This is a genomic window from Amycolatopsis sp. NPDC114505 (assembly GCF_055633615.1).
Genome location: NZ_JBVKDV010000004.1, coordinates 938,337 through 961,063, shown reverse-complemented (window position 1 = coordinate 961,063; position 22,727 = coordinate 938,337). Strand labels below are relative to the sequence as shown.

The following is a 22,727-nucleotide window of genomic DNA, read 5'->3' as shown; positions in this document are numbered from 1 at the left end:
CAGCGTGTCATGATTCGCCCTACACTTCGAGCCAGTCCGCCCGCTCACGCGGTAACCGTGCGATAGCAGTCCGGAGGCAGGAGGTCCGTGCATGGTGTCACGTCCGGCCCCGGCCTCGGCGGCCCTGCCGCCGATGACCGGTGAGGACGCGCCGCCGGGCTTCGACGCCTTCGGGCGGGCGGTCCTCGAAGACGTGCGCGACGCGGTGTTCCTCCAGGACACCGACGGCGCGCTGCGCTGGGCGAACCCGGCCGCACGCACGCTGACCGGCGGCGCCGAGCCGCGCCTGCACCCGATCGCCGAGACCTCGGGGCACGTCGAGGTGGCCGGTAATCGTCGTCCCGCCCGGATCCGAGCCCTGCCGGGCGGCTGGCACGCCTGGACCGTGCCCGCGGAAGACGTCCCCCAGCGGCACGTCGGCGACTTCCTCGCCGAGGCCGGGCCCCGGCTGGCCGGCGCGCGCGGGCGTCACGGCACGGCGCGGGTGATCGCCGAGCTGGCCGCGTCCGCGCTGGCCGAGACCGTTTTCGTGCTGCTGCCGACCACGCGCGGCCGGTGGGAGTGGTGGAGCTGCGAGCGCCCGTCGGCGCACGGCCACGGCCGGATCCGTCGCGTCCCGGCGCAGGTCGCGCCGGTGCTGGCGGCGACGTTCGCGGCCACCGGCAAGCCCCGGCCGGAACCGGTGCCCGCGCCCGAGGTCGCCACCCTGCCGTCGGTCGTGGCCGACCGGTTCGCCGGCCACGCCGAGGTGGTGGTGGTGTCGCTGGGCCCGAGCGGCGGTGCCGGCGTCACCGGCGCCCTGCTGCTGGGCCGCAAGGTGGACCCGGAGTTCGGCGCCGAGCAGGGCCGCGCGGTCGTCGAGTTCGCCAAGGCGGCCGGGACGGCGCTGGCCAACGCGCAGCGCTACGCCCGCCAGGAGGAGGCCACGCGCGGCCTGGAGACCACGCTGCGCCCGGTCGACCCGCCCGAGCTCGACGGCGCCCGGTTCGAGACCTGGTACGAGCCGGCCGCCGGGGTGCTCGCGGTCGGCGGCGACTTCTACGACGTCCTCCCGCACGACGACGGCAGCGCGTTCCTGGTGCTCGGCGACATCTGCGGCAAGGGCGCCGAGGCCGCGGCGCTGACCGGGCGGGTCCGGCACGCGCTGACCGCGCTCGCGATGGTCGAGCGCGACGGCCGGACGCTGCTGCGGCTGCTCAACGAGCTGCTCATCGCCGGCGGCAGCAGCCGGTTCGCCACGCTGGTGCTCGGCACGGCCCGGCCGTCGGACGGCGGCGTCGGCCTGACCCTGGCCTCCGGCGGGCACCCGGCGCCGCTGATCGTCCGCCGGGGTGGCGTGGTCGAGGAGGTCACCGTCCCCGGGACGCTGGTCGGGATCTCGCCGCAGGCCCGGTTCGCCGAGGCGGAGGTGCGGCTGGAGCGCGGCGACGTCTGCCTCCTGTACACCGACGGCATCACCGAGGCCCGCAACCGCCACGACCCGACGGAGCTGTTCGGCGACGACCGGCTGCGCGCGGTGCTGGCGACGGCGGCGGGCCAGCCGGCCCGCGAGGTCGTGCGGCGGCTGCGCCAGGCCGTGCGCGACTGGCTGGGGAGTTCGGCCCACGACGACATCGCCGTGCTGGCGATCGAGTGCTCCGACTGAGTCCACTGTGGACCGGGTTTGACCGGGTTCCGAGCGGGTAATTCCTCCGTGCATTGATCTCACGGAGGAAAGTTTCATGGCGAACTCACTGCAAGGCCGCCGGGTCGCGATCCTGGCCGCGGACGGCGTCGAACAGGTCGAGCTGGAGCAGCCGCGCCAGGCCGTCCTCGACGAAGGCGCCACCGTCGAGCTCGTGTCGCTGGACACCGGCGAGATCCAGGCGATGAACGGCGACATCGACAAGGGCGACAGGTTCGCGGTCGATCGCAAGGTGGCCGACGTCGGCATCGGCGACTTCGACGCGCTGCTGCTCCCGGGCGGCACGATGAACCCCGACAACCTGCGGACGGACGGCGACGCGGTCAAGTTCGTCGGCGACTTCGTGCGCGCAGGGAAGCCGGTCGGGGTGATCTGCCACGGTCCGTGGACGCTCGTCGAAGCGGATGTCGTCCGTGGCCGCACGCTGACTTCCTACCCCAGCATCCGGACCGACCTGCGTAACGCCGGCGCCACCGTCGTCGACGAAGAAGTGGTGGTCGACAACGGCTTGGTCTCGAGCCGGAACCCGGACGACCTGCCGGCGTTCTGCCGGACGGTCGTGCGGGAGTTCGCGGGCTGAAGTCCTTTGTAGACGTTCACCCGGCCGTGTGTTAAGTCCCGCTTAAATGTGTTGGCTTTCGGTGGCCCGGCGGAGGACGCTGGGGGTGTGACCAGGATCGCTCGCGGAGAGGAGGTGGACACCATGACAGTGCAGGCACGCCGCTACGGCCGCTGGTGCCGGGAGCACTTCGACGTGGTCGCCACTCAGAGCGTTCCCGCTCCCCGGCCGGCCGATGTCGCCGAGGTCCCGTCGCGGCCCGAGCCGGAGCCCGTCAAACCGGTCGCCGAACAGCCGAAAGGCTGACCCAGCTCATGAAGAAGCCGCCCCGGTCCAGGCCGGGGCGGCTTCTCGTCCGTCAGCCGTAGTAGCTGGTGTTGCGACGGCGGCGGTACCAGACCCGCTTGGGGCCCGGCACGCCGATGCGCGTGATGACGTCGGTCAGCACGGCCCCGATGACCAGCCAGATCACCGCGGCCAGGCCGTCGTTGCAGAACACCCGGAACTTCTCGTTGTCCGGGGTGAAGAGGTTCCGCAGGCCGAGCGAGACGCCGGACGACCACTCGGAGATGAGGTGCGCGAAGCCGTTCGCCGCGTTCGCCTCGCCGAACACCAGCAGGATGTGCACGGCGAGCACCAGGGCGAACACCGCGCAGACGAGGTGGATGAGGGCGTTGACCGTGCGCACGATCCGGATGCGCGGGTGGGTGCGCTCCACGACTTCTTCGGCCGGGGCCGGCTCGTACGGCGGTTCGTAGGGCTCGGGGGGCGGGGGATACGGCATCGACGTCGCCGTCCTTTCGACTGTCCGATGTGGACGCACTGCGGACGTACCTGGGCGAGCGGGAGCAACACCGGGGAATACCCGGCACCCGGGCGGGCAAACCGCCCGTTCCCCAAACTTCCCTGAATGGTGACATGGTAGGGTAGTTTGAGGAACACAAGGAGGGTCATGGCGCAGGAGGTCTTCTCCGTCGACCAGGTCGCCGCGAAGCTCGGGCTGCACGTCCGGACGGTCCGGAACTACGTGCGGGACGGACGGCTCAAGGCGGTCCGGATCGGCAAGCAGTACCGGATCGCCGCCGACGACCTCGAGGCCTTCACCGGGCTGCCGGTGGCCGAACCGCGGCCGGACCGGCCCGTCGCCGAACTTTCGAGCGTCGCCGAGGTCAGCGGCGTCGACCGGGCGATGGCCGACCGGATCGCCACCGTGGTCGTCGCCTCGGTGAACGGGCCGCGGGACGGGGGTGAGCGGCCCCTGCGCGTCGAGACCATCTACGACAAGGAGCGCGCCACCCTGAAGATCATCGTGCTCGGCGACCTCGCCGCCGGCGCGGATCTGCTGCGTTTCGTGGCCTCGTTCACCGAAGGCCTGGCGTGAGCACCGTCTACCGCTCGGCCGAGGGCGCGGAGGCGGTCCGGCGGCGCTACGACGCGCTTCTCGACAGCTGGCCGGTGCCGCATGAGACGTCCACGTTGAAGACCCGTCTCGGTGACACCTTCGCCGTGGTCTCGGGCCCGGTGGGCGCGCCGCCGGTCGTCGCGCTGCAGGGCTCCGGCGGCACCGCCGCGCACTGGCTGCCCGACATCGCGACGCTCGCGGAGAACCTGCGGGTGCACGCCGTCGACGCGCCCGGGGAGCCGGGCCGGACCGTCGAAGCGCGGCCGCCGCTCGGGTCGCCGGCCCACGCCGAGTGGCTCGACGACGTCCTCGACGCGCTCGAACTGCCTCGCGCGGCCTTCCTCGGCACCTCACTGGGCGGCTGGTGGGCGCTCGACCTCGCGCTGCGCCGCCCGGCGCGCGTCACGGCGCTGGTGCTGGTCAACCCGTCCGGGATCGGCCGCGGCCGGGTCGCGCCCCTGCTCAAGTTCGCCGCCTACAGCCGGTTCGGTGCCTGGGGGACGGCGGCGCTCGCTGGCCATGGTCGCGAAGGGCGGCCCCGCCGACCCGGGGCGGCGCGCGGTCGGTGAGTTCACGCTGGCGACGTTCGAGCACTTCAAGCCGCGGCTGGAGAAGATCCCGGTCTTCCCGGTGGAGCGGCTGGGCGAGCTGCCGATGCCGGTGCAGGCCCACTTCGGCGCGCACGACGTCCTGCTCGACCAGCGCGACGCCGCGGCCAAGCTGCGGCGGGCCCTGCCGGCCGCCGACGTCCGGCTGGCCGAGGACGCCGGGCACTTCCTGCCCGGCTGGGCGGACGCCGCGGCGAAGTTCTTGACGGGAGCGGGATCGTGATCGACCGGCGCCACGGCACCGCGGTGTGGTTCACCTACGGCCAGGGGGCCGACGTCCTCGTCGTGCCGGTCGAACGGTTCCCCGCGCGGTTCTTCGACATGCACACCGAGCTCGACGCCCGGCCGGCCGCGGCGCGCTGATCCGCGCGGTGGAACCTCGCGCGCGACGGGCAACCCCGTCCCGTGCGGCACGTCCAGGTGATCATGAGAATCCCGGCGCTGCTCGCGTCCGTCCTCACCCTGCTGGCCGTGTCCGGCTCGCCCGCGACGGCGGAAACCGTTGTCCCCCAAGGGTTCCGGCCCGCTTCGACGAGCTGGACCGGCCCCGGTACCGGGTACGTCCTGGGGTACTCGCCGTGCGCTGAGTCGTGGTGCCCGGCGCTGCTGGGCACGACCGACGGCGGGAAGCACTGGCGCCGGCTGGGCGCGCCGCCGATGGCGTTGCCGGACAACCACAACCACGTCGCGCTGACGTTCGCCGGCGACCGCGTCGCGTACGTCAGCGACGGCGTCCACGTGCGCACGACCCGCGACGGCGGCGCGAGCTGGCACCCGGTCGGCCTGGTGGGCGCCCGGGAGCCCTACTACCTCTCGAAGATCACCGAAACCGCCGGCCGGGTCTTCGCCGTCCTCACCACCTTCGGCGACGGTCACGGCTCGACGCGGCTGTACTCCGGTGCCGCCGGCTCGCCGGTGCTGGTCCCGGTGCCCGGCTTCGCGGCCGCGGGCGGGATCACCTACGGCGACCTGGCCGTCGGCGGCGGCCTGCAGGTCGCGCTCGGCGCGGACTACGGGACGGAGAAGTACTGGACCTCGCGTGACGGCGTCCGCTTCACCCCCGCCGAACCGCCGTGCCCGGCGGGGTCGGTCGCCTCGCTCGCCGGGGTCCGCGACCGGCAGGTCGTGGCGTTGTGCAGCGGCAGTCCCGGCTCGCCGCAGCCCGGGTCGACCGAGCGCCGGCTGCGGCACGCGGCGCAGCTCGGCGGGACGTTCAGCGGTGCCGACGCGGCGCCCTTCGCCGGGATCACGCAGGGCTTCGGCGCGGCTTCCCCGGCGTCCGCGACGGTCGCGGCCGAGGGCGGCGGCAGCGGGTTCCTGCACAGCACGGCCGACGGCGGCCGCACCTGGACCACGACCGTGCTGTCCGATCGCGGGCTCAGCCTGACCGATCTCGACTTCCCCGGCCGGGGCACCGGAGTGGTCGTCGACGGCCAGCCGGACGCCGACGGTGGCTCCGCCCTGTACCGGACCACGGACGGCGGACACATCTGGCGCGAAGTGACGATCGGGTAGTTGTCCCTGGCAGGTAAGGCCCTTCGGCCTGGTTCACTTGGTGAACGCCATGTCGTAGTCTGAGCACTGTCCGTTGCCGGACACAGGTGGCCGGACCCGGGCAGGGGCCGGCTCCACAGACGAGGGAGAACAGTCGATGACGCCTGGCGACCTGCGGTCCGGAACCGAGGGGGGCTCGGCTTCCCTCGATTTCTCCAAGGCGAGCCTGGCCCGGCTGTCGGACGCACTGCTGGGTGGCCACGACCACTACGAGGTCGACCGTGAGGCGATGCGGCGGCTGCTCGCGATCGCGCCCGGCGCGCGCACGATGGCGAAGGAGCACCGGGACTGGCTGGTGCGCGCGGTCCGGTTCCTCGCCGGGAAACGCGGCATCGACCAGTTCCTCGACCTGGGCTCGGGCATGCCGACGGCGGAGAACACCCACCAGGTGGCCCAGCGGTACAACCCGGACGCGCAGGTGGTGTACGTCGACATCGATCCGGTCGTGCAGGTGCACGGCCGGGCGCTGCTCGAGGAGAACTACCTGACCCATGTGACCGGCGCCGACCTCACCCGGCCGGCGGAGACGCTGGCCGACGAGGTCGTCAAGGAGTACCTGGACTTCACCCGGCCGGTGGCGCTGATCCTGACGTCGATCATCCACCACATCGACGACTTCGAGCGTGCGAAGTCGATCGTCGCGGAGTACGTGGCGGCGCTCGTGCCCGGCTCGTACCTGCTGCTCACGCACAACTTCGACCCGGAAGAGGACTCGCCCCGCCAGGAGCTGGCGCGGCTGCTGGAGACGAGCTTCCAGGGCACCGGGCTGGGCAGCGTGTTCCGCACCCGGGAGCAGATCACGGAGTTCTTCGACGGCACGGAGCTGCTCCGGCCGGGGCTGGTCTACCTGCACGAATGGTGGCCCGACGGCCCCCGCATCCACCCGCTGAGCGAGCTGAACTTCCTCACGCTGGGCGGAGTCGCCCGCAAGCAGTGACGCCCGGGTCGTGAGTGGGAAACAGTGTTCTAACCCTGTTTCCCACTCACGACGGGGTCAGGCGGCGTTGAACGTGTCCGGGTCCGGGCCGGTGCGCTCGCCGCGGTCCAGCGGCGTCAGCGACTCCAGTTCCTCCTCCGTGAGGGTGAACCCGAACAGGTCGAAGTTCTCCGCGATCCGCGACGGCGTCACGGACTTCGGGATCACCACGTTGCCCAGCTGCAGGTGCCAGCGGAGCACGATCTGCGCGGGCGTGCGGCCGTGCTTGACCGCCAGCTCCGCGATGATCGGGTCGCCCAGCAGCGAGCCGCCCTTGGCCAGCGGGCTCCACGCCTCGGTCGCGATCCCGTGCTTCGCGTCGAACTCGCGGACCTCCTGCTGCTGCAGGTAGGGGTGCAGTTCGATCTGGTTGACCGCCGGGGCGACGTCGGCCGCGTCGAGCAGCCGCGTGAGGTGCGCGGGCTGGAAGTTGGACACGCCGATCGCGCGGACCCGGCCGTCGGCGTGCAGCTTCTCGAACGCCTTCCACGTGTCCAGGTACTTGTCGCGCTCGGGCGTCGGCCAGTGGATCAGGTACAGGTCCAGCTGCTCCAGACCCAGCTTCTCCATGCTCTCGTCGAACGCCTTGAGCGTCGAGTCGTAGCCCTGGGCGGAGTTCCACAGCTTCGTGGTGATGAAGAGCTCGTCGCGGGCGATGCCGGACTCGGCGATGGCCTGGCCGACGCCCTTCTCGTTGCCGTAGACGGTGGCGGTGTCGATGCTGCGGTAGCCCGCTTCGAGGGCGGCCTTCACGGCGGCGGCGGTCTCGTCGTCCGGGACCTTGAACACGCCGTAGCCCAGCTGGGGCATCCGTACGCCGTTGTTGAGTTCGATCACGGGCACGCTGGTCACGAGGGTTCCTTTCGGTGGGTGGTTCATCGGGCGGGTACCCGTTCCCCGGCTTCGAAACTAGCCGGGGCCTTGCGGTCGAGCAGGCCGGAGACGAGCGCCACGGCGAGGCCCGCCGCGGCGAGCAGGGCGCCGATCCAGTTGGGGGCGGTGTAGCCGAGGCCGGCGCCGATGGCCTGGCCGCCGAGCCACGCGCCGCCCGCGTTGCCGAGGTTGAACGCGGCGATGTTCGCCGCCGAGGCCAGCGCCGGGGCGCCTTCGGCCTTGGCCATCACACGGGCCTGCAGCGGCGGGACGGTGGCGAAACCGGCCGCGCCGAACAGCGCGATCGTGATCGCCGCCGGCACCTTCGCGTGCGCGGTGAAGACGAACGCCACCAGCACGAGCGCCAGCGCGGCGAGGATGACGTACAGGCTGGGCATCAGCTTGCGGTCCGCGGCCTTGCCGCCGAGCAGGTTGCCGGCGAACAGCCCGGCGCCGAAGAGCACGAGCAGCCAGGTGACGGCGCCACTCGAGAAGCCGGCGACCTCGGTCATCATCGGGGCGATGTAGGTGAAGGACGCGAAGACCCCGGCGAAGCCGAGTGCCGTCATGGCCAGCGCGAGCCACACCTGCGGGCGCCGGAACACGGCGAGTTCGCGGCGCAGGCCGGCGTCCGGGTCCGGCGCCTGGTGCGGCACGAGCGCGAGGACGCCGAGTGCGCCGACGACGCCGAGGACGCTGACCACCCAGAACGTCGAGCGCCAGCCGAAGGCCTGGCCGAGCGCGGTACCGGCGGGCACGCCCAGGACGTTGGCCACGGTCAGCCCGGTGAACATCAGCGCGATCGCGCCGGCCTGCTTGGCCGGGGCGACCAGCGACGCGGCGACGACCGAGCCGACGCCGAAGAACGCGCCGTGCGACAGGGCCGCGACGACCCGGCCGGTCATCAGCAGGCCGTAGCTCGGGGCCAGCGCCGAGAGCACGTTGCCCGCGATGAACAGGCCCATCAGGGCGACCAGCACGGTCTTGCGCGGCACTCGCGAGGCGAGCGCGGTGAGCACGGGGGCACCGACGACGACGCCGAGCGCGTAGCCGGAGATGAGCAGGCCTGCGGACGGGATCGAGACGCCGAAGTCGGTCGCGACCTCGGGCAGCAGGCCCATGATCACGAACTCGGTGGTGCCGATCCCGAAAGCGCTGATCGCGAGGGCGAGCAGAGCGGCGGGCATGGACTTCCTTCTTCCAGGGTAGGCTTGTGAGCGTGAGCAACTACGAGCGTCCGAGATAGTTGCACACGCCGTATATTGCACAGGCTTGATACTGCCGCGCGCAACCGTATGCGGCAAGCCCGGGAGAGGTGAACCGTGTCACTGGACGACGACGCCGTCGAAGCCCGCGCTCAGGGCTGGCGCACGCTGGCCGCGCTGCACGCGCGGATCGAGGACCGGCTGCAGCGCGCGCTCGAGCGCGACCACGAGCTGTCGGTGAGCGAGTACAGCGTGCTCGACGCGCTCGCCCGCCAGGACGGCTTCCACCTCCGGATGAACCAGCTCGCCAACGCGGTGGTGCTCAGCCAGTCGGCGACCACCCGCCTGGTGACGCGGCTGGAGGCGCGGGGACTGCTGGCCCGCTACCTCTGCGCGGACGACCGTCGCGGCATCTACACGGAGGTGACGCCGGCGGGCCAGGCCCTGCTGACGGCGGCGCGTCCGACCCACGACACGGCGTTGGCGGAAGCCCTCGCCGACGCCGAGGGGTTGCCGGAACTTTCGCCGCTGGTTGCCGCCCTGGGCAAGCTTTCCTTCCCGGTCGTGCCCTCGGTCTGACGAAAACTTGCGCAAGCCCGCCCGACACTCCCGCTGAGCGGTACGGCCCGTTCGGTGGGGGGATTAGGTGTCCGAGCTCCCTAACCCGTGCTCCATCCGTGGGACACTTTCGCTTGCATTGTTCGATAGTTTCGCTGGTCAGCACCGTTTGTCCGGCTTTTGTCCGCACTGGGGCGCGTTGACCGGATCGTTTCGCCGCACCTAATTTGTTGAACCACCAGACGAACCGGGGTGGTGTCGGCGTGGACTCCTCCTTTTCGCTCAAGCCGGTGCGCCCGGCCGACCAGGCCGCCGTCCGCCGGAGCAACCTCGCGCTGGTGCTGCGGCACCTGCGCGACGCGGGACCCCGCTCGCGCGCGGCGATCGCCGCGGACACCGGGCTGAACAAGGGAACCGTCTCGAGCCTCGTCGCCGAGCTCGTCGAGCGCGGGCTGGCCCGCGAAGGCGAGCGGGAACGCGCCGGCGCGGTCGGCCGGCCGGGCACGATCGTCGAGCTGGACGGCCGCGACGTCGGCGGCATCGGCGTCGAGATCAACGTCGACTACCTGACCGCGCTCGCCCTCGACCTCACCGGCACCGTGCTCTTCGAACAACGCGTGGCGCTCGACGTGCAGGCCCTGCCGGTGGCGAAGGTGCTCGACGCGGGCGCGGAACTGACCGCGCGGGCCCTGCGGGAATGCCGCCGGCTCGGGGTGGTGCCGGCCGGCGTGACCGTCGGCATCCCGGCGCTGGTCGACGTCACGAGCGGCACCGTGGCCTTCGCGCCGAACCTGCACTGGACCGACGTGGCGGTGGTCCGCGGCATCACCGACCGGCTGACCCGGCGGCTCGGCCCGCCGTCGTTCCCGATCCGCACGGCCAACGACGCGAACCTCGGCGCGCTCGGCGAGTACGCGATGGGCAGCGTCGCCGGGACCGCCGACCTCGTGTACCTCACCGGCGAGATCGGTGTGGGTGGCGGCGTGATCTCCGGCGGCCGGTTGCTCGGTGGTGCGGAAGGGTTCGCCGGCGAGGTCGGGCACATCCAGGTCGATCCGACGGGCCGCGTGTGCGGCTGCGGGCGCCGGGGCTGCTGGGAGACGCTCGTCGGGCTGGCCGGGATGCTGCGGCACGCCGCGTCGCCGAGCGACCCGGTGCACGACCCGTCGCTCGACCTCGAACAGCGGCTCGACATGATCCGCCGCCGCGCCGAGCTGAAGGACAAGCGGACGCTCGACGCGCTCGCTCAGGTCGGCACCGGCCTCGGGGTCGGCGCGGCCGTGCTGGTCAACGTCTTCAACCCGCGCGTGGTGCTGCTGGGCGGCTACTTCGCCCAGCTGGGCCCGTACCTGCTCGGCCCGATGCTGACCGAGCTCGAGGCGCGGGTGGTCGCGCCGGGCATCGGGGGCTGTCGCGTCGAGCTGTCCTGGCTCGGGTTTTCCGCGGCTTCGCGCGGTGGCGCGCACGTCGCGCTGCAAGCGGTGTTCGACGATCCGGCGCTGGTGCCGGTGCGGCCGGAAAGGGACAGCGGATGACCGGCGGGAAACGCTTGCCCGGGACCGGCGATGGAGATCGAGTGGGAGGCCGCACGTCCGGCAAACCCGTTGCCGGCGCGGGCTGATCCACCCAACAGGGAGGAAACCATGGGGAAGATCGGTGTCTGGCTGATCGGGGCTCGCGGCTCGGTGGCGACGACGGCCGTCGCCGGGGCCGCCGCGATGCGGGCGGGGCTGACCGCGCGCACGGGGTGCGTGACCGAGCTGCCGGACTTCGCCGGCGCGGACCTGCCCGGCCTGGGGGACCTGGTCTTCGGCGGCCACGACGTCGTCGGCACCCCGCTGGTCAAGCGGGCGGAACAGCTGGCGGCGGCCGGGGTGCTGCCCGCGACGCTGCCCGGCCCGATCGCGGCCGAGCTGGAAGCCGCGGAGTCCCGGCTGCGGCCGGCACCGGCCGGGAGCGGCCGCGCCGCCGTCGAGCAGGCCGTCGCCGACCTGACCGAGTTCCGCGAGGGTCTGGACCACGCCGTCGTCCTCAACGTCTCCTCCACCGAACCGCCCTGTGCGCCGCACCCGGCACACGCTTCGCTGGCCGCGCTGGAGGACGAACTGGACGTTCTGCCGCCCAGTTCGCTGTACGCCTACGCCGCGTTCCGCGCGGGCTGTGGCTTTGTCGACTTCACGCCGTCCACCGGCGCGCGGCTGCCCGCGCTCGACGAGCTCGCCCGCGCGACCGGACAGCCCTACGCGGGCCGCGACGGCAAGACCGGCGAGACGCTGCTGCGCTCGGTGCTCGCGCCGATGTTCGCCCAGCGCGCGCTGAACGTCCTGTCCTGGTCGGGCACGAACCTGCTCGGCGGCGGGGACGGCGCCACGCTCGCCGACCCCGGTGCGGCGTCGAGCAAGAACGCGTCGAAGCAGCAGGTGCTCGCGCAGAACCTCGGGCGTGAGGTCGACGGCGAAGTGCACATCGACTACGTCCCGGCGCTCGGCGACTGGAAGACCGCCTGGGACCACGTGCTGTTCGAAGGGTTCCTCGGCACGCGCATGACGCTGCAGCTCACCTGGCAGGGCTGCGACTCCGCGCTCGCCGCGCCGCTGGTGCTCGACCTGGCCCGGCTGACCGGGAAGGCGTGCCGCGACGGCGTCGCCGGGCCGGTGCCCGAGTTCGGGTTCTTCTTCAAGGATCCCGTCGGCGACGGCCCGCACGACCTCGCGTCGCAGTACGCGGCCCTGCGCGAGTGGGCGCACCGGTGAAGGCGCTCGTCGAGCTCGTCCGCGCGCCCGCGGCGCTGACCGTGCCCGGGGACGCCGTCGCCGGGGCCGCCGCCGCGGGCTGGCCCTTCGGCCGTCGCACGCTCGCGCTGACCGGCGCGTCCGTCTGCATCTACTGGGCGGGCATGGCGCTCAACGACTACGCCGACCGCCACCTCGACGCGATGGAACGGCCCGAGCGGCCGATCCCGTCCGGCCGGGTCACGCCGGGCACCGCGCTCGGCGTCGCGACCGGGCTCACCGCGGGCGGCCTGGGCATCGCCGCGGCCGCCGGTGGGAAGCAGGCGCTGCGCGTCGCGCTGCCGCTGGCCGCGACGGTCTGGGCGTACGACTTCGTGCTCAAGGAGACGGTGTTCGGGCCGGCCGCGATGGCCGCCGCCCGCGCACTGGACGTGCTGCTCGGCGGGGGCGGTGCCCGAGCGGCCCTACCGGCCGCGCTGACGGTCGGGGCACACACGTACGCCGTGACGACGTTGTCAAGGTCGGAGGTCACCGGTGCCAAGCCCGCCCTGCCCGCGGTGACCCTCGCCGCCACGGCCGGGGTGCGCGTCGCCGCCGGCCGCGTCGGGCCACTGGCCTCGGCGCTGCTCGGGACGTACGCGCTGACCACCGGGCGGGCGCAGTACGACGCCGTCCGCGACCCGGTCGCGCCCAAGATCCGGCGCGCGGTCGGCGCCGGCATCCACGGCATGATCCCGCTGCAGGCCGGGCTGATCGCCCGCACCGGCGCGTGGCGCTCGGCGCTGGCCGTCGCCGCCGCGTTCCCGATCGCGCGGGCGCTGAGCCGGAAGGTGTCGCCGACATGAGGTTCGGGTACGGCACCAACGGCTTCGCCAACCACCGCCTCGGTGACGCGCTGCGCGTGCTCTCGGACCTCGGGTACGACGGTGTCGCGCTCACCCTCGACCACCAGCACCTCGACCCGTTCGGGCCGGACCTCGCCCGCCGGGTCGCTTCGCTGGCCACCGAGCTGGACCGGCTCGGGCTGGCCGTAGTGATCGAGACCGGGGCCCGGTTCCTGCTGGACCCGTGGCGCAAGCACGCGCCGACGTTCCTCGACCCGGATCGGGCGCTGCGCATCGACTTCCTGACCCGGGCCGTCGAGATCGCCGCGGACCTCGGTGCCGAGGCCGTCTCGTTCTGGAGCGGGACCAAGCCGGCCGGGCTGTCCACTTCGGACGCCTGGGAGCTCCTGGTCGCCGGCTGCGCGGACGTGCTGAAGGCCGCGGACGAACACGACGTCAAGCTCGGCTTCGAGCCCGAGCCGGGCATGCTCGTCGAGGACCTCACCGGGTACTTCGAGCTCTCGCGCCGGCTCGGTGATCCGGAGCGGTTCGGGCTGACGCTGGACATCGGGCACTGCCGGTGCAACGAGACGGCGTCCGTGCCCGACTGCGTCCGGCGCGCGCTGCCGCGGCTGGTGAACGTCCAGATCGACGACATGCGCCGGGGCACCCACGAGCACCTGGAGTTCGGGACGGGCGAGATCGACTTCCCGCCGGTGCTGGCCGCGCTGGCGCCGTACGCCGGGCTGGTCGCCGTGGAACTGCCGCGCGACAGCCACGCCGCACCGCGGATCGCCCGCGAGTCCCTGGAGTTCCTGCGGAAGGCGGTGGCGGCGTGAACGACTGGCTGGACGAAGCCCGGACCCAGGTCGCCGGTGACGCGTCGGCGTTGCGGACGCTGTTCCCCGGGGTCGGCCGCCGGGTCGGGCGGGGACCGTCGGACGTCCCGGGCTGGACGGTCGACGACGTCGCCCGGGTTGAGCTGCTTCGGGCGGCTCCCGGGGCCGCGGCGGAAATGCCCGATCTCTACCGCTACGGCGACGCCGCCGAGAAGCGGGCCGTCCTCCGTGGACTGTCCGTTGTGGACATCGGCGACGCCGGTCTAGCCCTCGTCTCCGACGCCCTGCGGACCAACGACACCCGGCTCGTCACGGCGGCGATGGGGGAGTGCGCGGCCACCCACCTGGACGACGCGGCCTACCGCCACGGCGTCCTCAAGTGCGTCTTCATGGGCATCCCGCTGGCCGAGGTGGCCGGGCTGGACCGCCGGACCGACGCGGAGCTCCTGCGCATGATGCGGTCGTTCGCCGCCGAGCGCACCGCCGCGGGCCGGGACGTGCCCGCCGACCTCCGTCCGCTGCTGACCGAACAGGACGTCTGATGCGCATCTTCGACCCGCACATCCACATGAGCTCCCGCACCACCGACGACTACGCGGCCATGCACGCCGCCGGGGTCCGCGCGCTCGTCGAGCCGGCGTTCTGGCTGGGCCAGCCGCGCACGAACGTCGGCAGCTTCACCGACTACTTCGACGCGCTGGTCGGCTGGGAACCGTTCCGCGCGAGCCAGTTCGGCATCGCCCACCACTGCACGATCGCGCTCAACCCCAAGGAGGCCAACGACCCGCGGTGCGCGCCGGTGCTGGACCTGCTGCCGCGGTACCTGGAGAAGGACGGCGTGGTCGCGGTCGGCGAGATCGGCTACGACTCGATGACCGCCGAGGAGGACAAGGTGTTCGCCGCGCAGCTCGCGCTGGCGATCGACCACGGCCTGCCGGCGATGGTGCACACCCCGCACCGCGACAAGGCGGCCGGGACCGAGCGGAGCATCGCCGTCGTCCGCGAGTCGGGGATCGCGCCCGGGCGCGTGCTGCTGGACCACCTCAACGAGGTGACCGTCGCGATGGTCAAGGAGTCGGGCTCCTGGATGGGGTTCTCGATCTACCCGGACACGAAGATGGACGAAGAGCGGATGGTCGCGATCCTGAAGGAGTACGGCACCGAGCGGGTGCTGGTGAACTCCGCGGCGGACTGGGGCAAGAGCGACCCGCTCAAGACCCGCAAGACCGGTGACGCGATGCTGGCCGCCGGGTTCACCGAGGACGACGTCGACCTCGTCCTCTGGCGCAACCCGGTGGAGTTCTACGGCCAGAGCGGGCGCCTTTCGCTGGAGTCCGACACCGTGGACGCGGAGTTCGCGGGCAACTCGATCCTGCGAGGTGCGCGCAAGTGAGGTTCCGGCATCGCGACGGCTCACTCGTCCACCTCGCCTACTGCACCAACGTGCACCAGGCCGAGGACCTCGACGGCGTGCTCACCCAGCTGGCCCGCTTCGGGGAGCCGGTGCGGGAACGCCTGGGGGTGGACCGGCTCGGGCTCGGGCTGTGGCTGGCCCGGCCGGTGGCGTCCGAACTGGTCGCCGATCCGGGCGCGGTCGTCTCCTTGAAAGCCGAGCTGGCCGCGCGCGGCCTCGAGGTCGTCACCTTCAACGGGTTCCCGTACCAGGGTTTCCACGATCCGGTCGTCAAGCACAAGGTGTACCGGCCGGATTGGTCGACACCCGAGCGGACGCGGTACACGCTCGACCTGGCGCGGCTGCTCGCCGAGCTGATGCCGGACGACGCCGTGCGCGGCAGCGTCTCGACGTTGCCGCTCGGCTGGCGCACCGAATGGCGTGCAGACGGCGGCCAGCTCGAACTTCTGGCGAAGGGGCTGGCGAAGCAGGACCGGCCGGTGCGCGTGGCGTTCGAGCCCGAACCCGGGTGCGTCATCGAGACGACCGCGCAGGCGGCGTCGCTGCTGTCCGAAGTGGACAAGGACTGGCTGGGTGTCTGCCTCGACACGTGTCACCTCGCGGTCGGGTTCGAGGACCCGGCCGCCGCGCTCGGGCGGCTCGAAGCGGCCGGGCTCGACGTCGTCAAGCTCCAGGCGTCGGCCGCGCTGGAGGCCGCGAACCCGGCCGATCCGGCGACCCGGAAGGCACTGGAGTCCTTTGTGGAACCCCGGTTCCTGCACCAGAGCAACGAAGGCGCTCCGCCGGGCGCGGACGATCTCGACCTGGCGTTGGCCGGTGAGCTTCCGGGGGAGGCGCCGTGGCGCGTGCACTTCCACGTGCCGCTGCACGCCGACCCGGCGCCGCCGCTGACGTCGACCCGGCCGGTGCTGGCCGCGACGCTGGCCGAGCTGTTCGGCGGTGCGAGCGCGCGCACCGACCACGTCGAGGTCGAGACCTACACCTGGCAGGTGCTCCCGGACGCACCCGCCGACGACGCCGGGCTCGTCGCGGGCATCGCGGCCGAGCTGGACTGGACGCGCCGTTCCCTTGTCGGACTGGGCTTGGAAGAGGTGCACTGATGAGTCTGCTGGTCCTCGACGTCGTCGGGCTGACGCCCCGGCTGCTCCCGCACATGCCGAACCTGCGCGGGATGGCCGAACCCGGCTTCACCGCGCAGCTCGACACCGTGTTCCCGGCGGTGACGTGCTCGGTGCAGTCGACCTTCCTCACCGGCCTGCAACCGGCCGAACACGGGATCGTCGGCAACGGCTGGTACTTCCGCGACCTCGGCGAGATCTTCCTCTGGCGCCAGCACAACAAGCTCGTCCAGGGCGACAAGTTCTGGGACGCCGCCCGTCGCGCGCAAGCCGGGCACCGCGTGGCGAACGTCTGCTGGTGGTACGCGATGGGCATGGACGTCGACCTGACGGTGACCCCGCGGCCGATCTACCACGCCGACGGCAAGAAGTCCCCGGATGCCTACACCCACCCGCCCCAGCTGCACGACCGCCTCGTCGGCGCGCTCGGCGAGTTCCCGCTGTTCACCTACTGGGGCCCGACGGCCGCGATCACGTCGTCGAAGTGGATCATCGCGGCCGCGCAGAAGATCATGGCGGAAGACAAGCCCGACACCACGCTGGTCTACCTCCCGCACCTGGACTACGACCTCCAGCGCTTCGGCCCCGACGCGCCGCAGGCCGCGGCTGCCGCGCGCGAGATCGACACGGCGTTGAAGCCGCTGCTGGACCAGGCGGCCGCGGGTGGGCACACCGTCGTCGCGTTGTCGGAGTACGGCATCACCAACGCGAACCGGCCGGTCGACATCAACCGGGCGCTACGCCGTGAAGGCCTGCTCAACGTCTACGTCCAGGCCGGCATGGAGTACCTGGACCCGTGGACGTCGCGGGCGTTCGCGGTGGCCGACCACCAGGTCGCGCACGTCTACGTCGCCGACCCCGCGGACATCCCGCGCGTGCGGGACATCGTCGCCGGACTGTCCGGAGTGGACGTCGTCCTCGATCGCGAGGCGCAGGCGGGCATCGGGATCAACCACGAACGGGCCGGGGAACTGGTCGCGATCGCCGAGCCGGACGCCTGGTTCACGTACTACTACTGGCTGAGCGACGACCGCGCGCCGGACTTCGCGAAGACTGTCGAGATCCACCGCAAGCCCGGCTATGACCCGGCCGAGCTGTTCTTCGACCCCGACGACCCGCGAGTGAAGCTGAAGGCCGCGTCCGCGCTCGCCCGCAAGAAGCTCGGCCTGCGGTACTCGATGCAGGTCGTCCCGCTCGACCCCGCGCCGGTTCGCGGGAGTCACGGGCGGCTGCCCGACTCGCCCGACGACGGGCCGGTGCTGCTGTGCTCGGACCCCGCGCTCGCGCGCGAAAAGATCCACGCCACCGAAGTCAAGGACTTGCTGCTGGCGGCTATCCGAACCGAGTAGGAGGTCAGGACATGGCACGACCGTTGACCCTGTTCACCGGGCAGTGGGCCGATCTGCCGTTCGAGGAGGTGTGCGAGCTGGCGAGCGGCTGGGGCTACGAAGGCCTGGAGATCGCCTGCTGGGGCGACCACTTCGAGGTGGACCGCGCGCTGGCGGAGGACGGCTATGTCCAGGCGAAGCTGGAGACGCTGGCCAAGTACGACCTCAAGGTGTGGGCGATTTCGAACCACCTGCTCGGCCAGGCCGTCTGCGACCACCCGATCGACGAGCGGCACGAAGCCATCCTGCCGGCCCGGATCTGGGGTGACGGCGAAGCCGAGGGCGTCCGGCAGCGGGCGGCGGAGGAGATGAAGACCACCGCCCGTGCCGCGGCGAAGCTCGGAGTGTCCACTGTGGTCGGTTTCACCGGCTCGTCGATCTGGCACACGGTGGCGATGTTCCCGCCGGTGCCGCCGTCGATGATCGAGCGCGGGTACGCCGACTTCGCCGCGCGCTGGAACCCGATCCTGGACGTCTTCGACGAGGTCGGCGTCCGCTTCGCCCACGAGGTGCACCCGAGTGAGATCGCCTACGACTACTGGAGCACCGTCCGGACGCTGGAGGCGATCGGGCACCGGGAGGCGTTCGGGCTGAACTTCGACCCGTCGCACTTCGTCTGGCAGGACCTCGACCCGGTCGGGTTCCTGTGGGACTTCAAGGACCGCATCTACCACGTCGACTGCAAGGAGGCCCGCAAGCAGCTCAACGGCCGCAACGGCCGGCTCGGCTCCCACCTGCCCTGGGCGGATCCCCGCCGCGGCTGGGACTTCGTGTCCACCGGCCACGGCGACGTCCCGTGGGAGGACGTCTTCCGGATGCTCAACGCCATCGGCTACGACGGCCCCATCTCCATCGAGTGGGAGGACGCGGGCATGGACCGGCTCATCGGCGCGCCGGAAGCGCTGGAGTTCGTCCGCAAGCTCAACTTCACCCCACCCACGGCTGCCTTCGACGCCGCGTTCTCTTCGAAGTAGTGCTTCTGTTCAACGGGTGACCGCCAGCCCCGTCGGAAGGTGATCGAAACCGGCTTCGCGCCACTCCGGGGCGAAGCACGCTCAAAATCAGGAAGGACCCCGAAATGTCTCCGTCCCCACCGAAGTGGGCGAGGCTGTTCGGCGCCGCACTCTTGAGCGCCGGCCTCCTGCTCACCGTCGACACGCCGGCCCGCGCGGACATCCCGCCCGCCGACTACCAGCAGGTCGCGCTCGCCACCGGCGCGGCCGAGCTCGGCGAGGCGATGTCGCTCGCCGTGCTGCCCGACCGCTCGGTCGTGCACACCTCGCGTGACGGCACCGTCCGCGTCACCACCGCGGCCGGCGCGACGTCCGTCGCGGCCAAGCTGAACGTCTACACCCACGACGAGGAAGGCCTCCAGGGCGTCGCCGCCGACCCCGGCTTCGCCACCAACCGGTACATCTGGCTGTACTTCTCGCCGCGTCTGTCCACACCGGACGGTGACGCGCCGACCGACGGCACCGAGGCCGACTTCGCGCCGTTCAAGGGCGAGCTGCACCTGTCGCGGTTCGTCCTGAAGACCGACAACACCCTCGACCTGGCCAGCGAGAAGGTCGTGCTCAAGGTCGCCAACGACCGCGGCCAGTGCTGCCACGTCGGCGGGGACATCGACTTCGACGCCGCCGGCAACCTCTACCTCACCACCGGCGACGACACCAACCCGTTCTCCTCCGACAGCTACTCGCCGATCGACGAACGGACCACGCGCAACCCGCAGTTCGACGCGCAACGCTCGTCCGGCAACACGAACGACCTGCGCGGCAAGCTGCTGCGGATCCACCCGCAGGCCGACGGGACGTACACCGTGCCGTCCGGCAACCTGTTCGCGCCGGGTACCGCGAGCACCCGGCCGGAGATCTACGCGATGGGCTTCCGGAACCCGTTCCGGATGAGTGTCGACAAACCGACCGGCGTCGTCTACCTCGGCGACTACGGCCCGGACGCCGGCACCACGGACCCGAACCGCGGGCCGCAGGGCCAGGTCGAGTTCGACCGGATCACCTCCGCCGGCAACTTCGGCTGGCCGTACTGCACCGGCTCGAACACCACGACCGAGACGTACAACCACTTCACGTTCCCGAGCGGCCCGTCGGGCGCGAAGTACGACTGCTCGGGCGGTCCGACGAACTCCTCCTTCCGCAACACCGGCCTCGCCCAGCTGCCGGTGCCGAAGGCCGCGTGGATCAAGTACGCGGGCGACGAGGGCTCGCCGCCGGAGTTCGGCAGCGGCTCGGAGTCGCCGATGGGCGGGCCGGTCTACCGGTACGACGCCGCTTCGACGTCCACGGTGAAGTTCCCGCAGTCCCTCGACGGCAAGTACTTCGCGGGGGAGTACGGGCGCAAGTGGATCAAGGCGGTCACCGTCAACGCCGACGGCACCCGCGGTGGCATCGAGAACTTCCCCTGGACCGGCACGCAGGTCATGGACATGGCGTTCGGCCCGGACGGCGCCCTGTACGTCCTCGACTACGGCACCGGCGACGACAACCAGGCGCTCTACCGGATCGAGTACCTGGCGGGCACCAACCGCAACCCGGTCGCGAAAGCCGCCTCCGACAAGACGTCCGGCCCGAACCCGCTGACCGTGACCTTCTCCTCCGCGGGCAGCAGCGACCCCGAAGGCGGGGCGTTGAGCTACCGCTGGGACTTCGGTGACGGCGCCACGTCGACCGCGGCGAACCCGGCGCACACCTACACGACCAACGGGACCTATTCGCCGACGCTCACGGTGTCCGATCCGGAGGGCCTGACCGGTACCGCGAGCCTCGTCGTCACGGTCGGCAACACCGCGCCGACGGTCTCGCTGGGTGTGCCGGCGGACGGTCAGCTGTTCTCCTTCGGGGACACCGTGCCGTTCCAGGTGACCGGCAGCGACCCGGAGGACGGGCCGCTGGACTGCTCGAAGGTGAAGGTCACGTACCTGCTGGGGCACGACAGCCACCAGCACCAGATCACGCAGGCGACCGGGTGCAGCGGCTCGATCGCCGTCCCGGTCGACGGTGAGCATGACGCCGCGGCGAACATCTTCGGCGTCTTCGACGCGCAGTACACCGACAACGGCGGGCTGACGTCGCACAGCGTGCGCAAGCTCCAGCCGCGGCACCGCCAGGGTGAGCACTTCTCGGCCCAGTCCGGGATCCAGCTCGCCGACCACGGCGCGGCCGAAGGCGGCCGGACGGTCGGGTACACCGACGACGGCGACTGGATCTCGTTCACGCCGTACGCGCTGGGCAACGCGACGTCGATCAGCGCGCGGGTGTCCTCGGCCGGCCCGGGCGGCACCCTCGAGGTCCGGGCGGGCTCGCCGACCGGCACGCTGCTCGGGTCCGTGGCGGCGCCCAACACGGGCGACTGGGAGGTCTTCCAGAACGTCACGGCGAACCTGACGAACCGCCCGTCCGGCACGACGACGCTGTACCTCGTGTTCAAGGGCGTCACCGGGCAGGGCAACCTGTTCGACCTCGACGCGTTCACCTTCACCACCGCCACCCAGGCGGGCCCGGTCGAAGGCGAGTCGTTCACGTCCGGCTCCGGGGTCCAGATCGCGCCGCACGCCTCGGCGAGCGGTGGCAACACGCTGGGCTACATCGACGACGGCGACTGGGCCGGGTACGCGTCGGTGAGCACTTCGGGCGCGCGGTCCTTCACCGCGCGGGTGTCGTCGGACGGTCCGGGCGGCACGATCGAGATCCGGTCGGGCTCGGCCACCGGCACGCTGCTGGGCACGGTCGCGGTGGCGAACACCGGCGGCTGGGAGAACTTCCAGACCGTGACGGCGTCGGTGTCCGGTGGCTCCGGGCCGCTGTTCCTGGTGTTCCGCGGCGGTTCCGGTTCCCTGTTCGACATCGACACGATTAGCCTGAGCAGCATGCCGACCCAGGTCGATCCCGCGTACGACGTGCTGGTGTTCTCCAAGACGGCCGGTTTCCGGCACGACGCGATCCCGGCGGGGATCCAGGCGATCCGTGAGCTGGGTGCGGCGAACGGCTTCGGCGTCACGGCGACCGAGGACGCTTCGGTGTTCACGGCCACCGAACTGGCCAAGTACCAGGCGGTCGTCTTCCTGTCGACCACCGGTGACGTCCTGGACGCCACGCAGCAAGCGGCGTTCGAGTCCTATGTGGAGGGTGGTGGCGGCTACCTCGGCGTCCACGCCGCGGCGGACACCGAGTACGACTGGCCGTGGTACGGCACGCTCGTCGGCGCCTACTTCAAGAGCCACCCGGCGATCCAGCAGGCCCGGTTCGTGACCGAAGACGCCACCCACCCGGCGACGGCGCACCTGCCGGCCGTCTGGACCCGGACCGACGAGCTGTACAACTACCGGACGAACCCGCGGGGCAGCGTGCACGTGCTGCAGACGCTGGACGAGTCCAGCTACACCGGCGGTGAGATGGGTGCCGACCACCCGATCACGTGGTGCCACCCGCAGGGCGGCGGCCGCGCGTTCTACACCGGGCTCGGCCACACCATCGAGTCCTATTCGGACACCGCGTTCCGCGCCGAGCTGCTCGGCGGGATCCGGTACGCCGCCGGGGTCGTCGAGGCGGACTGCGGGGTCGCTTCGTCGTCCACAGTGGAGGGTGAGTCGTTCACGTCGGGTTCGGGGGTCCAGGTGGCGCCGCACGCCCCGGCGAGCGGCGGCAACACCCTGGGCTACATCGAGAACGGCGACTGGGCGGGGTACGCGTCGGTGAGCACGGCGGGTATCACGCGGTTCAGCGCGGTCGTGTCCTCGGCGGGCGCGGGCGGCACGATCGAGATCCGCGACGGCTCGGCGACCGGCGCCCTCCTGGGCACGGTCGCGGTGCCGAACACGGGCAGCTGGGAGACGTTCCAGGCCGTCTCGACGACCGTGTCGTCCGGCTCGGGCCCGCTCCACCTGGTCTTCCGGGGCGGCGCGGGATCCCTGTTCGACATCGACACCTTGACGGTGTCGTAAGACCGGAGAAGGGCCGCCGTGTCCGCACGGCGGCCC

General features: G+C 71.9%; 23 protein-coding genes. 20 read left to right on the top strand and 3 right to left on the bottom strand.

Annotated features, from left to right (window positions below):
- Positions 1-91: 91 nt before the first annotated feature.
- From ACZ7OU_RS42265 to ACZ7OU_RS42255, 3 genes are all read left to right on the top strand, one after another.
- The gene (locus tag ACZ7OU_RS42265; protein WP_470245825.1) at positions 92-1,645 is read left to right on the top strand and encodes a SpoIIE family protein phosphatase; all 1,554 of its coding nucleotides are present in this window, start codon (positions 92-94) and stop codon (positions 1,643-1,645) included.
- 76 nt (positions 1,646-1,721) lie between these two features.
- Positions 1,722-2,264: a type 1 glutamine amidotransferase domain-containing protein gene (locus tag ACZ7OU_RS42260; protein ID WP_470245826.1), complete on the top strand. Its 543-nt coding sequence runs from the start codon at positions 1,722-1,724 to the stop codon at positions 2,262-2,264.
- Between the two features lie 123 nt (positions 2,265-2,387).
- Positions 2,388-2,549 carry a hypothetical protein gene (locus ACZ7OU_RS42255; RefSeq protein WP_470259605.1) on the top strand — a complete coding sequence of 54 codons (162 nt, stop codon included), beginning with the start codon at positions 2,388-2,390 and terminating at the stop codon, positions 2,547-2,549.
- 52 nt (positions 2,550-2,601) lie between these two features.
- On the opposite strand, the gene ACZ7OU_RS42250 is transcribed toward ACZ7OU_RS42255, so the two are convergent.
- Complete coding sequence (locus ACZ7OU_RS42250; RefSeq protein WP_470259604.1) at positions 2,602-3,027, bottom strand: hypothetical protein; 426 nt, start codon at positions 3,025-3,027, stop codon at positions 2,602-2,604.
- Between the two features lie 168 nt (positions 3,028-3,195).
- Here ACZ7OU_RS42250 and ACZ7OU_RS42245 point away from each other — a divergent pair, with 168 nt between their 5' ends.
- From ACZ7OU_RS42245 to ACZ7OU_RS42220, 6 genes are all read left to right on the top strand, one after another.
- Positions 3,196-3,624: a helix-turn-helix domain-containing protein gene (locus ACZ7OU_RS42245; protein WP_470259603.1), complete on the top strand. Its 429-nt coding sequence runs from the start codon at positions 3,196-3,198 to the stop codon at positions 3,622-3,624.
- Entirely contained in the window at positions 3,621-4,214 is a 594-nt protein-coding gene (locus tag ACZ7OU_RS42240) for an alpha/beta fold hydrolase (protein ID WP_470259602.1), read from the top strand. Before ACZ7OU_RS42245 ends, ACZ7OU_RS42240 begins: the two co-directional genes overlap by 4 nt.
- Positions 4,165-4,476 carry a hypothetical protein gene (locus tag ACZ7OU_RS42235; protein WP_470259601.1) on the top strand — a complete coding sequence of 104 codons (312 nt, stop codon included), beginning with the start codon at positions 4,165-4,167 and terminating at the stop codon, positions 4,474-4,476. The genes ACZ7OU_RS42240 and ACZ7OU_RS42235 overlap by 50 nt, the downstream gene beginning before the upstream one ends.
- The gene (locus ACZ7OU_RS42230; RefSeq protein ID WP_470259600.1) at positions 4,473-4,616 is read left to right on the top strand and encodes a hypothetical protein; all 144 of its coding nucleotides are present in this window, start codon (positions 4,473-4,475) and stop codon (positions 4,614-4,616) included. The genes ACZ7OU_RS42235 and ACZ7OU_RS42230 overlap by 4 nt, the downstream gene beginning before the upstream one ends.
- A gap of 57 nt (positions 4,617-4,673) precedes the next feature.
- Complete coding sequence (locus ACZ7OU_RS42225) at positions 4,674-5,768, top strand: sialidase family protein (protein WP_470259599.1); 1,095 nt, start codon at positions 4,674-4,676, stop codon at positions 5,766-5,768.
- 136 nt (positions 5,769-5,904) lie between these two features.
- On the top strand, positions 5,905-6,744 hold the full coding sequence (locus ACZ7OU_RS42220; protein ID WP_470245832.1) for an SAM-dependent methyltransferase: 840 nt from the start codon (positions 5,905-5,907) through the stop codon (positions 6,742-6,744).
- Positions 6,745-6,801: 57 nt separating this feature from the next.
- On the opposite strand, the gene ACZ7OU_RS42215 is transcribed toward ACZ7OU_RS42220, so the two are convergent.
- Together ACZ7OU_RS42215 and ACZ7OU_RS42210 are read right to left on the bottom strand one after the other, a co-directional pair.
- Positions 6,802-7,635 (bottom strand): aldo/keto reductase, encoded by an 834-nt coding sequence (locus ACZ7OU_RS42215; RefSeq protein WP_470245833.1) that lies wholly within the window; start codon positions 7,633-7,635, stop codon positions 6,802-6,804.
- A 23-nt stretch (positions 7,636-7,658) separates the two neighbouring features.
- On the bottom strand, positions 7,659-8,843 hold the full coding sequence (locus ACZ7OU_RS42210) for an MFS transporter (RefSeq protein ID WP_470245834.1): 1,185 nt from the start codon (positions 8,841-8,843) through the stop codon (positions 7,659-7,661).
- Between the two features lie 135 nt (positions 8,844-8,978).
- Here ACZ7OU_RS42210 and ACZ7OU_RS42205 point away from each other — a divergent pair, with 135 nt between their 5' ends.
- The 11 genes from ACZ7OU_RS42205 (at position 8,979) to ACZ7OU_RS42155 (ending at position 22,691) form a co-directional block, all read left to right on the top strand.
- Positions 8,979-9,440 (top strand): MarR family winged helix-turn-helix transcriptional regulator, encoded by a 462-nt coding sequence (locus tag ACZ7OU_RS42205; RefSeq protein ID WP_470259598.1) that lies wholly within the window; start codon positions 8,979-8,981, stop codon positions 9,438-9,440.
- A gap of 242 nt (positions 9,441-9,682) precedes the next feature.
- On the top strand, positions 9,683-10,954 hold the full coding sequence (locus ACZ7OU_RS42200; RefSeq protein WP_470245836.1) for an ROK family protein: 1,272 nt from the start codon (positions 9,683-9,685) through the stop codon (positions 10,952-10,954).
- Between the two features lie 108 nt (positions 10,955-11,062).
- Positions 11,063-12,172, top strand: coding sequence for an inositol-3-phosphate synthase (locus ACZ7OU_RS42195; protein ID WP_470259597.1), 1,110 nt, complete (start codon positions 11,063-11,065; stop codon positions 12,170-12,172).
- The gene (locus ACZ7OU_RS42190; RefSeq protein ID WP_470259596.1) at positions 12,157-12,996 is read left to right on the top strand and encodes an SCO3242 family prenyltransferase; all 840 of its coding nucleotides are present in this window, start codon (positions 12,157-12,159) and stop codon (positions 12,994-12,996) included. Before ACZ7OU_RS42195 ends, ACZ7OU_RS42190 begins: the two co-directional genes overlap by 16 nt.
- A complete protein-coding gene (locus ACZ7OU_RS42185) occupies positions 12,993-13,814 on the top strand; it encodes a sugar phosphate isomerase/epimerase family protein (protein WP_470259595.1) in 822 nt (273 codons plus the stop codon). Before ACZ7OU_RS42190 ends, ACZ7OU_RS42185 begins: the two co-directional genes overlap by 4 nt.
- Positions 13,811-14,356, top strand: a complete 546-nt coding sequence (locus tag ACZ7OU_RS42180; RefSeq protein ID WP_470259594.1) for an EboA domain-containing protein — start codon at positions 13,811-13,813, stop codon at positions 14,354-14,356. The genes ACZ7OU_RS42185 and ACZ7OU_RS42180 overlap by 4 nt, the downstream gene beginning before the upstream one ends.
- Positions 14,356-15,207 carry a TatD family hydrolase gene (locus ACZ7OU_RS42175; RefSeq protein ID WP_470245841.1) on the top strand — a complete coding sequence of 284 codons (852 nt, stop codon included), beginning with the start codon at positions 14,356-14,358 and terminating at the stop codon, positions 15,205-15,207. Before ACZ7OU_RS42180 ends, ACZ7OU_RS42175 begins: the two co-directional genes overlap by 1 nt.
- The gene (gene eboE, locus ACZ7OU_RS42170) at positions 15,204-16,328 is read left to right on the top strand and encodes a metabolite traffic protein EboE (RefSeq protein WP_470259593.1); all 1,125 of its coding nucleotides are present in this window, start codon (positions 15,204-15,206) and stop codon (positions 16,326-16,328) included. The genes ACZ7OU_RS42175 and eboE overlap by 4 nt, the downstream gene beginning before the upstream one ends.
- Positions 16,328-17,695 carry a nucleotide pyrophosphatase/phosphodiesterase family protein gene (locus ACZ7OU_RS42165; protein WP_470259592.1) on the top strand — a complete coding sequence of 456 codons (1,368 nt, stop codon included), beginning with the start codon at positions 16,328-16,330 and terminating at the stop codon, positions 17,693-17,695. Before eboE ends, ACZ7OU_RS42165 begins: the two co-directional genes overlap by 1 nt.
- An 11-nt stretch (positions 17,696-17,706) precedes the next feature.
- Entirely contained in the window at positions 17,707-18,708 is a 1,002-nt protein-coding gene (locus ACZ7OU_RS42160; RefSeq protein WP_470259591.1) for a sugar phosphate isomerase/epimerase family protein, read from the top strand.
- A gap of 104 nt (positions 18,709-18,812) precedes the next feature.
- Complete coding sequence (locus ACZ7OU_RS42155; RefSeq protein WP_470259590.1) at positions 18,813-22,691, top strand: carbohydrate-binding protein; 3,879 nt, start codon at positions 18,813-18,815, stop codon at positions 22,689-22,691.
- The last annotated feature ends 36 nt before the right edge of the window (positions 22,692-22,727 follow it).

Excerpts from the sequence above, each read along its gene's own strand:
- ACZ7OU_RS42265 (WP_470245825.1), top strand. The coding sequence starts at position 92 with ATGGTGTCACGTCCGGCCCCGGCCTCGGCGGCCCTGCCGCCGATGACC.
- ACZ7OU_RS42260 (WP_470245826.1), top strand. The coding sequence starts at position 1,722 with ATGGCGAACTCACTGCAAGGCCGCCGGGTCGCGATCCTGGCCGCGGAC.
- ACZ7OU_RS42255 (WP_470259605.1), top strand. The coding sequence starts at position 2,388 with ATGACAGTGCAGGCACGCCGCTACGGCCGCTGGTGCCGGGAGCACTTC.
- ACZ7OU_RS42250 (WP_470259604.1), bottom strand. The coding sequence starts at position 3,027 with ATGCCGTATCCCCCGCCCCCCGAGCCCTACGAACCGCCGTACGAGCCG.
- ACZ7OU_RS42245 (WP_470259603.1), top strand. The coding sequence starts at position 3,196 with ATGGCGCAGGAGGTCTTCTCCGTCGACCAGGTCGCCGCGAAGCTCGGG.
- ACZ7OU_RS42235 (WP_470259601.1), top strand. The coding sequence starts at position 4,165 with ATGGTCGCGAAGGGCGGCCCCGCCGACCCGGGGCGGCGCGCGGTCGGT.
- ACZ7OU_RS42220 (WP_470245832.1), top strand. The coding sequence starts at position 5,905 with ATGACGCCTGGCGACCTGCGGTCCGGAACCGAGGGGGGCTCGGCTTCC.
- ACZ7OU_RS42210 (WP_470245834.1), bottom strand. The coding sequence starts at position 8,843 with ATGCCCGCCGCTCTGCTCGCCCTCGCGATCAGCGCTTTCGGGATCGGC.
- ACZ7OU_RS42195 (WP_470259597.1), top strand. The coding sequence starts at position 11,063 with ATGGGGAAGATCGGTGTCTGGCTGATCGGGGCTCGCGGCTCGGTGGCG.
- ACZ7OU_RS42185 (WP_470259595.1), top strand. The coding sequence starts at position 12,993 with ATGAGGTTCGGGTACGGCACCAACGGCTTCGCCAACCACCGCCTCGGT.
- ACZ7OU_RS42175 (WP_470245841.1), top strand. The coding sequence starts at position 14,356 with ATGCGCATCTTCGACCCGCACATCCACATGAGCTCCCGCACCACCGAC.
- ACZ7OU_RS42165 (WP_470259592.1), top strand. The coding sequence starts at position 16,328 with ATGAGTCTGCTGGTCCTCGACGTCGTCGGGCTGACGCCCCGGCTGCTC.
- ACZ7OU_RS42160 (WP_470259591.1), top strand. The coding sequence starts at position 17,707 with ATGGCACGACCGTTGACCCTGTTCACCGGGCAGTGGGCCGATCTGCCG.
- ACZ7OU_RS42155 (WP_470259590.1), top strand. The coding sequence starts at position 18,813 with ATGTCTCCGTCCCCACCGAAGTGGGCGAGGCTGTTCGGCGCCGCACTC.